This is a genomic window from Streptomyces sp. NPDC029292, from assembly GCF_055569295.1.
The window spans coordinates 291,685-305,719 of sequence record NZ_JBVHXR010000001.1; the positions used below are offsets into that span (position 1 = coordinate 291,685).

13 protein-coding genes are annotated in these 14,035 nt (G+C 70.0%); 5 read left to right on the plus strand and 8 right to left on the minus strand.

What is annotated here, in order from left to right; all coding sequences use genetic code 11:
- Positions 1-55 precede the first annotated feature (55 nt).
- The gene (locus ACZ4WS_RS01385) at positions 56-1,534 is read left to right on the plus strand and encodes an amino acid permease (protein WP_467976107.1); all 1,479 of its coding nucleotides are present in this window, start codon (positions 56-58) and stop codon (positions 1,532-1,534) included.
- A gap of 345 nt (positions 1,535-1,879) precedes the next feature.
- Complete coding sequence (locus tag ACZ4WS_RS01390) at positions 1,880-3,034, plus strand: mechanosensitive ion channel family protein (protein ID WP_467976109.1); 1,155 nt, start codon at positions 1,880-1,882, stop codon at positions 3,032-3,034.
- On the opposite strand, the gene ACZ4WS_RS01395 is transcribed toward ACZ4WS_RS01390, so the two are convergent.
- Positions 3,003-4,043, minus strand: a complete 1,041-nt coding sequence (locus tag ACZ4WS_RS01395) for a hypothetical protein (RefSeq protein WP_467976110.1) — start codon at positions 4,041-4,043, stop codon at positions 3,003-3,005. The two genes, ACZ4WS_RS01390 and ACZ4WS_RS01395, sit on opposite strands and share 32 nt — an antisense overlap.
- A 107-nt stretch (positions 4,044-4,150) precedes the next feature.
- Between ACZ4WS_RS01395 and ACZ4WS_RS01400 the strand changes: the two genes are divergently transcribed.
- Entirely contained in the window at positions 4,151-6,370 is a 2,220-nt protein-coding gene (locus ACZ4WS_RS01400) for an NADP-dependent isocitrate dehydrogenase (RefSeq protein ID WP_467976112.1), read from the plus strand.
- Between the two features lie 175 nt (positions 6,371-6,545).
- On the opposite strand, the gene ACZ4WS_RS01405 is transcribed toward ACZ4WS_RS01400, so the two are convergent.
- Entirely contained in the window at positions 6,546-7,229 is a 684-nt protein-coding gene (locus tag ACZ4WS_RS01405) for an alpha/beta fold hydrolase (protein WP_467976113.1), read from the minus strand.
- 404 nt (positions 7,230-7,633) lie between these two features.
- Here ACZ4WS_RS01405 and ACZ4WS_RS01410 point away from each other — a divergent pair, with 404 nt between their 5' ends.
- Positions 7,634-8,695 carry a right-handed parallel beta-helix repeat-containing protein gene (locus ACZ4WS_RS01410; protein WP_467976115.1) on the plus strand — a complete coding sequence of 354 codons (1,062 nt, stop codon included), beginning with the start codon at positions 7,634-7,636 and terminating at the stop codon, positions 8,693-8,695.
- 43 nt (positions 8,696-8,738) lie between these two features.
- On the plus strand, positions 8,739-9,767 hold the full coding sequence (locus ACZ4WS_RS01415; protein ID WP_467976116.1) for a methyltransferase: 1,029 nt from the start codon (positions 8,739-8,741) through the stop codon (positions 9,765-9,767).
- Positions 9,768-9,857: 90 nt separating this feature from the next.
- Here the strand turns inward: ACZ4WS_RS01415 and ACZ4WS_RS01420 are convergent, their stop codons facing one another.
- Genes ACZ4WS_RS01420 through ACZ4WS_RS01445 form a run of 6 tightly spaced genes read right to left on the minus strand, consistent with a single transcriptional unit; the run spans position 9,858 to position 13,972 of the window.
- On the minus strand, positions 9,858-10,190 hold the full coding sequence (locus ACZ4WS_RS01420; protein WP_467976117.1) for a TcmI family type II polyketide cyclase: 333 nt from the start codon (positions 10,188-10,190) through the stop codon (positions 9,858-9,860).
- 24 nt (positions 10,191-10,214) lie between these two features.
- Positions 10,215-10,694: an SRPBCC family protein gene (locus ACZ4WS_RS01425; protein WP_467976119.1), complete on the minus strand. Its 480-nt coding sequence runs from the start codon at positions 10,692-10,694 to the stop codon at positions 10,215-10,217.
- A 1-nt stretch (position 10,695) separates the two neighbouring features.
- Positions 10,696-10,956: a phosphopantetheine-binding protein gene (locus ACZ4WS_RS01430; RefSeq protein ID WP_467976121.1), complete on the minus strand. Its 261-nt coding sequence runs from the start codon at positions 10,954-10,956 to the stop codon at positions 10,696-10,698.
- Between the two features lie 24 nt (positions 10,957-10,980).
- Entirely contained in the window at positions 10,981-12,228 is a 1,248-nt protein-coding gene (locus tag ACZ4WS_RS01435) for a ketosynthase chain-length factor (protein ID WP_467976122.1), read from the minus strand.
- Positions 12,225-13,493 (minus strand): beta-ketoacyl-[acyl-carrier-protein] synthase family protein, encoded by a 1,269-nt coding sequence (locus tag ACZ4WS_RS01440; protein ID WP_467976124.1) that lies wholly within the window; start codon positions 13,491-13,493, stop codon positions 12,225-12,227. The genes ACZ4WS_RS01435 and ACZ4WS_RS01440 overlap by 4 nt, the downstream gene beginning before the upstream one ends.
- Positions 13,490-13,972, minus strand: coding sequence for a cupin domain-containing protein (locus tag ACZ4WS_RS01445; protein ID WP_467976125.1), 483 nt, complete (start codon positions 13,970-13,972; stop codon positions 13,490-13,492). Before ACZ4WS_RS01445 ends, ACZ4WS_RS01440 begins: the two co-directional genes overlap by 4 nt.
- Between the last annotated feature and the right edge of the window lie 63 nt (positions 13,973-14,035).

Sequence of the window (14,035 nt, forward strand, 5' to 3'; positions counted from 1 at the left end):
AGTTGGACACGATTGACCGAACCGACGTTCTCCCTTCTGCCCCGGAGGTGCACGCGTGCCGGACGAGGAACAGCGGTTGCGCGAGCTCGGCTACCGTCCCGAACTCGCCCGCCGCATGGGCGGCTTCGGCAACTTCGCCATCAGCTTCTCCGTGATCTCCATCCTCTCCGGCTGCATGACGCTGTACGGCTTCGGGATGGGCGCGGGCGGGCCCGCCGTGATGCTGTGGGGCTGGGCGGGCGTCGGTCTGTTCGTGCTGTGCGTGGGGCTGGCGCTGGCCGAGGTGACCAGCGCGTACCCGACCTCCGGCGCGCTCTACTACATGGCCGACCGGCTCGGCGGCCGTCGCTGGGGCTGGTACACGGGCTGGCTCAATCTGCTGGGCCTGCTGGGCGCGATCGCCGGAATCGACTACGGCGCGGCCCTGTTCACCGGGGCGTTCCTGAACCTGCGGTGGGGTTTCGACCCCACGCCCGGTTCGACGATGCTCATCTTCGTCGCGATCCTCCTCCTGCACGCCGTACTGAATCTCTTCGGCGTCCGCCTCGTCAGCGTGCTCAACTCGGTGAGTGTCTGGTGGCACCTGGCGGGCGTGGCGCTGATCGTCGGCGTCCTCGCCGTCGTCCCCGACCACCACCAGTCCCCCTCCTTCGTCTTCACCAAGTTCGTCAATGAGACCGGCTGGTCCAACCCGCTCTACGCGGCCGCGGTCGGCCTCCTCCTCGCCCAGTACACCTTCTCCGGGTACGACGCCTCGGCCCACCTCTCCGAAGAGACCTCCGGCGCCTCCGTCTCCGCGGCCCGCGGCATCGTCCGCTCCATCTGGGTCTCCTGGCTCGCGGGCTTCGCGCTCCTCGTGGGGCTCACCTTCGCCATCCAGGACTACGCGGGCACCCGGGCGAGCGCGACCGCGGTGCCACCCGCGCAGATCTTCCTCGACGCGCTCGGCACGAACGGCGCCACCGCGCTGCTGCTGGTGGTGATCGTGGCGCAGCTGTTCTGCGGCAACGCGGAGGTGGCCGCGGCCAGCCGCATGGTGTTCGCGTTCAGCCGGGACAACGCGCTGCCGGGTTCGGCGCTCTGGCGCAAGGTCAGCGGCCGTACCCGGACCCCGGTCGCCGCGGTCTGGCTGTCGGTCACGGCCGCGGGCGTCCTGGCTCTGCCGTCCCTGTACTCGACGACGGCGTACGGCGCCGTCACGGCCATCAACGTCATCGGCATCACGCCCGCCTACGCCATCCCCGTCTACCTGCGGCTGCGCGCCGGCGACCGCTTCGAACCCGGACCCTGGAACCTCGGCCGCTGGAGCAGGCCCATCGGCTGGGTGGCCGTGGTGTGGGTGGCCTTCGTGACCGTGCTGTTCTGTCTGCCGCAGTCGTCGCCGGTCACCGTCGACTCGATGAACTACGCGTCCGTGGCACTGATCGCGGTGCTGTTCCTCGCGAGCGTCTGGTGGTACGCGGCCCGACGCGCGTACGCCACACCGGCGGCGGCCGTGCGGGAGGCGGGCCGGGAACAGGCGGAGCTCGCCTGAGGGTTCGGGCCTGCCGAGCAGGCCTCGGCTCGGCCCGGGGCCTGCCGGTGGGGCGGGCGGCCGCATGCGGCAGGATGAACGCTCGCGGCGGACAGCGAACTTGTGTTCCCGGCGTGATCGCACATCTCAGATTCGAGCAGGTGGCATGGTGACGACACATCACATCCGGCGCCCGGCGGCGCAGTCCACGCCGGGCTCTCTCCGCCGGACCACGGCAGGTTCCCTCCGCCGGACCGCGGCAGGTTCCCTCCGCCGGACCGCGGCAGGTTCTCTGCGTCGGACCGCGGCGGGTTCCCTCCGTCGGACCGCGGCGGGTTCTCTTCCCGGGATCGCGGGAGGCACGCGATGAACCGCGCCCTCACCCTGCACGACTTCATCGTCGCCGGGATCGCGGTGGTCGCCGGTCTCCTGGCGGGCGTGCTGCTGCGCGCGCTGCTGCGCTGGCTCGGCAAGCACGCCACCAGGACCCGGTGGAGCGGTGACGACGTCATCGTCGACGCGCTGCGCACTCTGGTGCCCTGGGGGGCGGTTGCCGGAGGTGTCGCCGCCGCGGGCGCGGCGCTTCCGCTGACCGCGGCGGTCGGGCGCAACGTCAACCGGACCCTGACCGTGCTCCTCATCCTGGTCGCGACGCTCACCGCGGCCCGGGTCGTCACCGGTCTGGTCCGCAGCGTGGCCCAGTCGCGCTCGGGCGTCGCCGGTTCGGCCACCATCTTCGTCAACATCACCCGGGTCGTGGTGCTGGCGATGGGCTTCCTCGTCATGCTGCAGACGCTGGGCATTTCGATAGCCCCGCTGCTCACGGCGTTGGGCGTGGGCGGTCTGGCCGTCGCGCTGGCCCTCCAGGACACCCTCGCCAACCTCTTCGCAGGCGTGCACATCCTCGCGTCGAAGACGATCCAGCCCGGCGACTACATCCGCCTCAGCAGCGGCGAGGAGGGCTATGTCGTCGACATCAACTGGCGCAACACCACGGTCCGACAGCTCTCCAACAACCTGGTCATCATCCCCAACGCCCAGCTCTCGGGCACCAACATGACCAACTTCACCCGGCCCGAGCAGCAGATGACGCTCACCGTCCAGGTCGGCGTCGGCTACGACAGCGACCTGGAGCACGTCGAGCGCGTGACCAACGAGGTCGTCGCCGAGGTGATGACCGGGATCACCGGCGCCGTCCCGGACCACGAGCCCGCCGTCCGCTTCCACACCTTCGGCGACTCCCGCATCGGCTTCACCGTCATCCTCGGCGTGGGCGAGTTCAGCGACCAGTACCGGATCAAGCACGAGTTCATCAAGCGCCTGCACAAGCGCTACCGGGAGGAGGGCATCCGGATTCCGGCACCTGCGCGGACGGTGGCGTTGCAGCCCGGGGGCGCGGCGCTTCTCGAGGATGCCGCGCCGGGCGCCGCTCTGCCCGGGGCCGCCATTCCGCATCAGCGGGAGGACAGCGCACCGGTGGAGCAGCCCCCTACTGCTTCCCGAACGTCCTCGCGGGGCTGACCCCGGCGAACCATCGCGCCGTCTCATCCGCTGCGAGCACCCGCTCCAGTACGAGGTCTCCGGCCATCCCGGGGAAGAATCGCCCGGCGGGCCAGCCCCGCTCGTACGGCGACGGGTCCAGGACCAGCAGCCTGGACCCGTCCACGACCGGGATGTCCGAGGGTGTCCCCTCGTTCCACACCCAGGTTCCGTCGGCGGTCACCAGATTGAACGACCCGGTGGTCGGCACCTGGCCCGGCGCGTCGCGGCACACGGCCGCCTCCTGCGCGGAGGGCGCCTGTCCGGGCAGGTGGCCGCCGCCGATCAGTACGTCGGCGAGCAGCGTGTGCAGCTGGAAGTTGTCGCCGAGTCCCGTCATCCGCAGTGCGTACCCGGTGCCGGAGGCCCGGTGCAGGACGATCAGGGGCTCGTCGTCCAGGGCGAGCAGGGCATAGGCCAGGCACTTGAAGTCGTGCCCCGCGCCCTTCTCGACGGTCCCCAGGGCGCGGAGCAGCTCCGCACGCTCGGCGCCGTCGAGCCCCGTACGCACCTCGCGGTGGCTGAGCATGGCCACGGACGCCATTTCCCACTGGGGCAGCGTCCACCAGCCCGTGGCGGCCCGGTGCCCCACCCGCTCGACGGTTCCCGGGTCGGGATCACCGGCGTCAGGGGCCGGGAAGTCCCCGCCCCCGGTCGCCTCCCACCGCTCGCAGAACTCGCCGGTGGCCTCCAGGGCCTGCGCGAGCCCCGTGAACACGGCGGGAGCGCAGCGCCGCGGATCGGCGCCCCGCTCCACACACGCGCCCACGATCACGGCGACAAGACCCCTCGGACCGGGCGGCAGATCCGCCAGCAGAGTGGCCAGCCGAGCCCCGCCCTCCGCGATCTCCCGGTCCTCGGCGTCCCCGAAGGCCCGGTGTATCTTCCGCAGCCCCTGCTGCGAGCGGTTCTCGTCCCGGTCCCGGACAGCGGTCTCGAAGCCCTCCACGGCGGTGAGAAACCGCTCCCTCCCCTTGCGTCCAAAGATCATGCGCGCACCCTAGCCGTGGCCGGTGAACGCAGGGTCCTGTCGAGAGGGGGTCTCCCACGAGATATCTTGATGTCGAGCAATGTTGCAGACGTGGAGCGGAGCACCCGGTGACTGACTCGACCATCATTTACACGCACACTGACGAGGCCCCGGCCCTGGCGACGTATTCGTTCCTGCCGGTGGTCCAGGCGTACGCCTCGCAGGCGGGTGTCACTGTGGAGACCCGTGACATCTCGCTGGCCGGGCGCATCATCGCCCTCTTCCCCGAGTTCCTTCAGGAGGGCCAGCGCATCGCGGACGCCCTTCACGAGCTCGGTGAGCTGGCGAAGACGCCCGAGGCGAACATCATCAAGCTGCCGAACATCTCGGCGTCCATCCCGCAGCTGAAGGCCGCGATCGCCGAGCTGCAGGCGCAGGGCTACGCGCTTCCGGACTACCCGGACGACCCGAAGTCGGACGAGGAGCGCGACATCCGCGCCCGTTACGACAAGGTCAAGGGCTCCGCCGTGAACCCGGTGCTGCGCGAGGGCAACTCCGACCGCCGTGCCCCCGCGTCGGTCAAGAACTACGCCAAGACGCACCCGCACCGCATGGGCAAGTGGTCGTCCGAGTCGAAGACGAACGTCGCCACCATGGGCGTCGACGACTTCCGCTCCACCGAGAAGTCCGCGGTGATCTCCGCGCCGGGCTCGCTCCGTATCGAGCTGACCGGCGACGACGGTTCCACCACCGTGCTGCGCGAGTCCGTACCCGTCCTCGCGGGCGAGGTCGTCGACGCGTCCGTCATGCACGTCGCGCCGCTGCGCGAGTTCCTCACGGCGCAGATCGCCCGCGCCAAGGCCGAGGGCGTGCTGTTCTCGGTGCACCTGAAGGCCACGATGATGAAGGTCTCCGACCCGATCATCTTCGGCCACGTCGTGCGCGCCTTCTTCCCGAAGACGTTCGCGAAGTACGGCGAGGTGCTCGCCGGCGCCGGTCTGACCCCGAACGACGGTCTCGGCGGCATCTTCAAGGGCCTGGAGGCGCTGCCCGAGGGCGCCAAGATCAAGGCGTCCTTCGACGCCGGGCTGGCCGAGGGCCCGGAGCTGGCCATGGTCGACTCCGACAAGGGCATCACCAACCTGCACGTCCCGTCCGACGTCATCGTCGACGCCTCCATGCCGGCGATGATCCGCACCTCCGGCCACATGTGGGGCCCGGACGGCCAGGAGGCCGACACCCTCGCCGTCCTGCCGGACAGCAGCTACTCCGGTGTCTACCAGGTCGCCATCGACGACTGCCGCGCCAACGGCGCCTTCGACCCGGCGACGATGGGCTCGGTCCCGAACGTCGGTCTGATGGCGCAGAAGGCCGAGGAGTACGGCAGCCACGACAAGACCTTCGAGATCCCGACCACCGGCACGGTCCGCCTCGTGGACGAGGCCGGCAATGTCGTCCTGGAGCAGGTCGTCTCCGCCGGCGACATCTTCCGCGCCTGCCAGACCAAGGACGCCCCGATCAAGGACTGGGTGAAGCTTGCCGTCACCCGCGCCCGCGCGACCGGCGACCCGGCCGTGTTCTGGCTCGACGAGGACCGCGCGCACGACGCCGTGCTCATCGAGAAGGTCAAGCAGTACCTCCCGGAGCACGACACCGAGGGCCTGGACATCCGCATCCTGTCCCCGATCGAGGCGACCAAGCTCTCCGTGGAGCGCATCCGCCGCGGCGAGAACACGATCTCCGTCACCGGCAACGTGCTGCGTGACTACCTGACCGACCTGTTCCCGATCCTGGAGCTGGGCACCAGCGCCAAGATGCTGTCGATCGTCCCGCTGATGGCGGGCGGCGGCCTCTTCGAGACGGGCGCCGGCGGCTCCGCCCCGAAGCACGTGCAGCAGCTGGTCAAGGAGAACTACCTGCGCTGGGACAGCCTCGGCGAGTTCCTCGCGCTGGCGTCCAGCTTCGAGCACCTCGCGACGACCACGGGCAACGCGCGCGCCCAGGTCCTCGCCGACACCCTCGACCGCGCGACGGCGACCTTCCTCAACGAGGACAAGTCGCCGACCCGTCGCGTCGGCGGCATCGACAACCGCGGCAGCCACTTCTTCCTGTCCCTGTACTGGGCGCAGGAGCTGGCGCAGCAGACCGACGACGCGGACCTCGCCAAGGCGTTCGCCCCGCTCGCCGAGACGCTCGCCGCGCAGGAGCAGACGATCGTCGACGAGCTGATCGCGGTCCAGGGCTCCCCGGCCGAGATCGGCGGCTACTACCAGCCCGACCCGGCCAAGGCCGCGGCGGTCATGCGCCCGTCGACGACCTGGAACGAGGCGCTGGCGACCCTCGCCTGACGCACTGTTCGCGGACCCGGTCCGTGACGCGCCGCCCCGGCCGGATCTTCCGGCCGGGGCGGTTTCGTGTCCAGGGTGGGTAGCTGGTTTCGTGTCCAGGGCGGGTGGCTCGTTTCGTGTCCACGGCGGGTGGCTGAAGATCCAAAGCGCCGTGTCCCGCAACCGCCACCGCTCGTCAGCTGGTGAAGAACTCGCTGACCGTCCGCACGAAACGACCCGGCTGCAGCACGTGCACCCGGTGGCCGACCGGGATGGTGATCAGTCGGCAGTCCGGGATCTCCGTGGCCATGTCGGGGATCCGGGCCTGTGGCAGGGAGCTGTCGGGACCGCCCGCCACGATCAGGGTCGGGGCGACGATCTCGCCGAGCCGGTCCGCCCACTCCGGGTTCGGGTCGAAGACCTGGCTCCTGATGGCGGGGACCACCGGCCAGTCGTAGTCGAGCGGCCCTTCGGGGCGTACGGAAGGTTCCGGTTCGCGGGGATAGGGCGGCGGAGTCTCCTCAAGGACGAGGCGTTCCACTCGGTCCGGGTAGTCCTGGGCGAGCAGATAGGCCACGACCCCGCCCATGGAGTGGCCGACGAGGCCGACCCGATCGAGGTCGAGCTCGTCGAGGAAACCGAGCACGTCGTCCCGCATCAGCTCGAAGGAGTACTCCTCCGGCCAGTCGCTCTCGCCGTGCCCGCGCAGGTCGACCGCGTACACCCGCCACTCCGCCCCGAGCGCCTGCCCGGTCTCCTCCCAGGTCGCCGAGGACCCGGCGAGTCCGTGCAGCAGGACGACCGGCGCACCGTCCGGGTCACCCCAGGTCCGGTAGGCCAGCCGTACGTCGCCCACATCCACTACTGCGTGATCGTCCATGGCACCGACGCTACAGCCCGGGCGCCCCGGCCCTCCCCCGCGCCCTCCCCGAGCCCTCCTTCACCTGGACGAGCCGGGCCCCCAGCACCCGCACCTGTGCCGGGGCCCGGCTCAACTCTCAGAGCACGATCACCGCCCAGCGGGTGTCACTCAGCCCGGTGCGGATGTGGAGGAGTGCGGTTCCCGCTGTCCGGGTCGAGGCGATGGCCATGGGCAGGGACGTGTTCCAGCTCGCGGTCGTGGTGGAGGTGTCGGTGATGGTGACCGCGACAGCATCGCGCCCGTGCCTGCTTCCGGGCCTACGAGTTCACGGACTGACGCTCTTGCACGCGCTGGGGGGACAGGGCTGCCCACCTGGGTGACCAGCGGTGGCGAGCCGGAACACCCGCTCATAGCTTCGGCATATGACCAAACGACAGATGGCCTACCTCGCATGCACCGTGGCTGTCGTGGCGTCGGGGCTGGGTGCCGCCCCGTCGGCCGACCACCGCACCGTGCACTGGGTGAACCCGGGCGAGTCGATCCAGAAAGCCGTGGACGCCGCGAAGCCGGGGGACACCATTGTCCTGTCCCCCGGCACCTACCGTGAGAGCGTCCGCATCACCACGTCGGACCTGACCCTGCGGGGCGCGAGTTCCCGATCCACCGTCATCGTGCCGGGCGCGGCCTCCGCCGACAGCACGTGCGCCAAGGCCGGCAACGGCATCTGCGTGACCGGGACGGACAGCAGTCCCGTCACGCGTGTCTCCGTACGCTCGCTGACGCTCAGAGGTTTCGCCAAGCACGGCCTCTGGGCGTCGGGGACCGATCGGCTGACGGTCCAGCGAGTGATCTCCGAGAAGAACGGTCAGTGGGGCATCGCCCAGGAGCGATCCGTCCGCGGGGTGTTCCGCCACAACATCCTCGAGGGCAACGGCGATGCCGGACTGTTCCTGTCCAACACGGTCGACACCGAGGAGGGAGCCCGGGACGCCAAGGGGGCGGTGGTCAGCCACAACAGTCTGATCGGCAACCGGATCGGCGTCACGGTGCGGCGTCTGCGGAACCTGACCGTCGATCACAACGAGGCGACCGGCAACTGCACCGCGGTGTTCGTCGTGGGTGACGAGAACAAGCCACGCGTCGGGGCCCTGAGCATCCGCCAGAACTACATCCACGCCAACAACAAGCTCTGTCCGAAGACCCCCCGTCTGCCCTTCCTGCAGGGCTCGGGGATCGTCCTCACCGGCGCCGAGGACACGCTGGTGGCGGAGAACAGGGTCGAGGACAACGTGGGCTCCTCTCCGCTGTCGGGCGGCATCGTGCTGTTCAAGAGCTTCGTGGGTGCCCTCAGCCAGCACAACGAGATCCGCGACAACGTGGCGATGCGCAACGGCACGGCCGATCTGGCCAACCGTGACCCCGGCACGGGCAACACGTTCCACGGCAACACGTGCGCGGTCTCCGAGCCCGCCGGAATGTGCTGACCCCTCCCCCACCTCCAGCACGACAGCAGAAGCGAGGCAACAGATGACGACCGTTGATCCGGCTCCCCCGCCGCCCATGCGGCTGAGAGAGCTCGTATTCGGCGCGGCCTGCGCCGCCGCCGTACGCGCAGCCGCCCGCCTGGGTGTGGCCGACGCCCTGGAAGACACGCCCATGAGCGTGGAGGACCTGGCGGCGGCGGTGAAGACCCAGCCGAAGACACTGCGGCGGCTGCTGCGCGCGCTGTCCTGCCAGGGAGTCTTCACGGAGCGGCCCGACGGCACCTTCGCGCACACGGAGATGTCCCGGCTCCTGCGCGAGGACGACCCGCACAGCCTGCGGTACATCGCACTGTGGTGCACCGAGCCGTGGACATGGAACGTCTGGCCGAAGCTCGACGAGGCGGTGCGCTCCGGCCGGAACGTCTTCGAGGACGTGTACGACAGGGAGTTCTTCGAGTATCTCAACGAAGCGGCCCCCGAGTCCGCGTACGTGTTCAACCGAGCCATGACGACGTCCAGCGAGCAGTCGGCGCGGGACGTCGCGAACCTTCTCGATCTGCGAGGGGTGTCCTCGGTCGCCGACATCGGAGGCGGTCAGGGGCAGGTCGTGGTCAGTCTGCTGGAGAAGCACCCCGGGATGCACGGCACGCTGCTCGATCTGCCGGGCGTGGTGGAGAACGCCGATCCGCGCCTGCGGAAGGGCGGTTCGCTGGCCGAGCGGGTGCGTATCGTGGCCGGGGACTGCCGTGAGGACATCCCGGTCCAGGCGGATGTGTACATCATCAAGAACATCCTGGAGTGGGACGACGAGAGTACCCGCCGGGCGCTGGCGAACGTCCGGAAGGCGGCGCGGCCCGGTGCCCGCGTCGTCGTCATCGAGAACCTCGTGGACGACACCCCGTCGATGAGGTTCACCACGGCCATGGACCTGCTGCTGCTCCTCAACGTCGGCGGCGCGAAGCACACCCAGCAGAGCATGGTCGACCGGCTGACGGACGCGGGTCTGGTCATCGGCGAGATCCGCCCGGTCAACCCGTATCTCCACGCCTTCGAGTGCACCGTCCCCGGCTGACCCTCCCGGGCTGCTCCGAAGAAAAACCCGAGGCCGCCGGTTCCGCGTCTTTGCGGAGCCGGCGGCCTCGGGTTGTGTCCGGGCGCTCGCTCAGGAGGCGGCGTCCCGCTCCCAGCGATAGAAGCAGTGCGCCATCGCGTCCTTGGGGCTGCGCCACGTCTGCGGGTCGTACGCGCTGACGTACGCCGACAGTTCCTCGCTGACGCTGCGGAACTCGGGGTGCCCGACCACCTTGGCGATGGCGGGTGCGGGGTCCTGGTCGGATTCGATGAGGTGCAGATACACATCACCGAACTGGAAGAGGCTGCGCCGGTTGACGCCGATCAGGTGCGGCAGTTCGCCGCGGTCGGACGCGGCGAACACATCGGCGATCGCCGGCGCCGAATTGGGCGCCATGCGGGCGACGATCAGGGCGTGGTGCATCGGGTCTCCTTCCTGGGCCGACGGTCAACGGGGCATGACGGGCGCGCTCTGGCGTTCGCGGGCGACCTGCTCGATCCGGTCCCGGATGAGCGCCATCTGCGTACGGGAGTTGCGGTTGATGTTGTCCGTCATCCAGGCGTCGTCGACCGGAGCCTCGGGCTTCATCGCGAAGTCCTGCACCCAGCGCATGTGGACGCCGCCCGGGGTCTGCGTGTACTCCCACAGGATGTTCATGTGGGCGAAGGGTCCCGTCTCGACGCGGCGGGCCCGGACGGTCCGCCGCTCGCGGTCGACGATCCGCTCCGAGACCCAGCTCCAGACCTTGCCGTTCTCGTCCGGGTGCATGGTCAGGCGGAAGGTCGTCGTGTCGCCCTCGCGGGAGAGCACTTCGAGGGAGGCGTACTCACTGAAGAGCTGCGGCCAGTTCTCGATGTCGTTGGTCATGTCCCAGACGAGGTCGAGAGGGGCATCGACGGTGATGCTGTTCTCGGTGTGTCCTACCACTTCAGGCTCCAGCGTTGAGAGTGCGGTTGATGAGGTCGAGGAATTCGCGGGGGGTCTTGCAGCGCTCCGCGTCGGGGGGAAGCGGCTGGCTGTAGCGGTTCTCCAGCTCGCCGACGATGCCGAGCAGGCCGAGCGAGTCGAGGCCGAGGATGCCGAAGGGGGAATCCGACGCCTGCTCGAGCTCCTTGGGGTCGACGGTGATGCCGGCCGCCTTCTTCATCAGGGTGGACAGTTCGACGAAGGTCACTTCGGTGGTGATCATGTGTGTTCTCCTTCCCGCCCGGTCCTATCGGGCGGAGTCGCCGCCGCGGCGCACTACCAGCGCCGCGTTGGAGCCCATGAGTCCCCTGCTGAGGACCAGGGCCGTGTGCAGCTCGGCGGGGCGAGCGCCCGACATCACCAGGTCGAGGTCGTGGCAGATGTCGAACACGTTGGGGGTGGGGGGTACCTGGCCGTGTTCCATGGCGAGCACCGCGGCCGCGGTGTCCAGCACAGGTGCCGCGCAGTAGCTGCGCCCCATTCCGGTCTTGGGTGCCGTGACGGGTACGCGGGTACCGTGCGCTCCCAGGGCGTCGGCGATGGCCAGTGCTTCGGCGCGGTCCGCCTCCGGTACGCCCAGGGCGTCGGCGAACACGACGTCGATCTCCTCCGGAGCGCAGCCGGCCTCGTCGAGGGCGCCGCGGATCGCGTGGACGAGCCCCTCTCTGGACCGCTCCCAGCGGGAGGCACCGGTGAACGTGGCGGCATGGCCGGCCACGGTGGCCCGGACGGCCGCTCCGCGCTCGCGTGCGCGGGTCTCGTCCTCCACGACGAGCATGGCGCCGCCCTCCGCAGGCGCGAAGCCACAGGCTCCCGCGGTGAAGGGCCGGTAGGCGCGATCAGGGTCCTCGACGGTGCTGAGCTCGGGGTAGCCGAGCTGGCACACCATCGAGTACGGGGCGAGGGGCGCCTCCGCGGCTCCGACGAGCACCGCGCCGGTTCCGCGCCGTACATCCCGGGCGGCGTGCGCGATGGCGTCCAGGCCACCCGCCTCGTCGCTCGCGACCACTCCGCAGGGCCCCTTGAAGCCGCCCCGGATGGAGATCTGTCCGGTGCTGGCGGCGTAGAACCAGGCGATGGACTGGTACGGGCCGACGTACCGGGATCCCTGGCCCCACAGCTTCTGGAGTTCCCGCTGGCCGAACTCGCCGCCGCCGGACCCGGCCGCGGTGACCACGCCGATGTCGTACGGGTCGTCGAGGTCACCGCCGCCGAGGCCGGCGTCGTCGAGGGCGAGGACGGTCGCGGCCATCGCGAAGTGGCTGAAGCGGTCCGTCTGGACCAGGAACCGCTCCTCGATGAGGGCCGTGGCGTCGAAGGACCGGACCTCGCCCGCGACGCGGAGCGGCAGGTGCTCGCATCCCTCGCGGGTGACCCGGTCCAGAACGCCGAGGCCTTCCCTGATGGACTTCCAGTACGCGTCGGCCCGCAGTCCGTTGGGCGCGATCACACCGATCCCGGTGATGACGGCGTGCCGGGGGCGCTGAGTGCTCATCGTGTCCTCCCACCCGGCCCGCTCAGGAGCACCGCGGACTGGAAGCCGCCGAATCCGCTGCCCACGGAGAGCACGTTCTTCAGCTTCCGCGGGCGCGCGGTGCGCGGTACGTAGTCCAGGTCGCACTCGGGGTCGGGGGTCTCGTAGTTCGCCGTGGGCGGTACCACCTGGTGCTTCAGGGCAAGCACGCAGGCGACGACCTCTATCGCGCCTATCGCGCCCAGCGAATGGCCCACCATGGATTTGATGGAGCTCATGGGCGTTTCGTAGGCGTGGGCGCCCAGGGACCGCTTCACCGCGGCGGTCTCGTGCCGGTCGTTCTGGCGGGTGCCCGAGCCGTGCGCATTGACGTAGTCGATCAGCGAGGGGTCGAGGCGGGCCTGGTCGAGCGTGGTGTCGATCGCCCGGGCCATCTCCAGCCCCTCGCCGGTCAGACCGGTCATGTGATACGCGTTGCCGTAGGTGGCGTAGCCGCTTATCTCGCAGTAGACGTGCGCGCCACGGGCTCGGGCGTGCTCGTAGTCCTCCAGGACGAGCACCGCCGCGCCTTCGCCCATGACGAAGCCGTTGCGGTGGGCGTCGAAGGGCCGGGAGGCGTGCTCGGGATCGTCGTTGTTCGGCGACGTCGCCTTGATGGCGTCGAAGCAGGCCATGGTGATCGGTGATATCGGCGAGTCCGACGCCCCGGCGATGCAGACGTCGGCCCGGCCCTCCTCGATGGTGTGGAAGGCGTAGCCGACCGCGTCGAGTCCGGAGGTGCAGCCGGTGGAGACGGTCTGCACCGGGCCGTGGGCCCCGAACTGCTCGGCGACGACCGAGGCGAGCGTGCTGGGCGAGAACGCCATGTGCAGTTTCGGGTCGGCCGCGCGGTGGTCCACGTCCCACCGCTGGCCGCCTTCGCTGACCAGGACGTAGTCGTGTTCCAGGCGGGTGGTACCGCCGACGGCGCTGCCCAGGGAGACTCCGACGCGCCAGGGGTCCTCCCTGCCGGTGTCGAGTCCGGAGTCGCGCACGGCTTCTCCGGCGGCGACCACGGCGAACTGGATGTACCGGTCTGCGTGTTGGCTCAGCTCCGGGTCCAGACCGTGCGCGAGTGGATCGAAGTCGCATTCGGCGGCTATGCGCGAGCGCAGCCCCGCCGGATCGAACAGCGTGATGCCGCGGGTCGCGGTACGGCCGTTGGAGAGCAGGTCCCAGAACGCCGTCGCCCCGGTGCCGCCCGGAGCGACCACACCGATACCGGTGACGGCCACCCGCCGGGTCACTTTATGGCCCCACTTCGCTCGGACGCCTGTCCGTGGTCCGGCGCGGACAGGTCGGCCCCGGCGGCGGCGAACTCGGGGGTGTGTACGGCGCCGTCGGTCCCCTCCGTGTCGACGTGGCCGAGGCTCGGACGCGGGGCGAGCGGGCCCAGGTGGAAGACCATACGGGCTTCCGTGTCGCCGACGTTGCGGAAACGGTGCCGCATGTTGATCGGGATCAGCAGACCCTGCTCGGGCTTGAGCGGGTGCGGTTCGCCGTCCAGGTCGACCTCGAGCGCGCCCGTGACGACGTACACGAACTCCTCGGAGTACGGGTGGTAGTGCTCGCCGATGCGCTCGCCGGGCTGAATGATGGCCAGGCCCATGAAGCCGCTGGTCGACCCCGCCGTGGCCGGCGTGAGCATGGCCCGGATGTCGCCTCCGCGCCTGCGGTTGGGTTCCGTCTCGCTCAGGTCCACAATGCGTGGATGCTTCTTGATCATGCTTGATACCTCCGGGTGGGGCAGTGACGTCCGGGGAGGGGGGCCGCGGACGGGTGCCGCGGC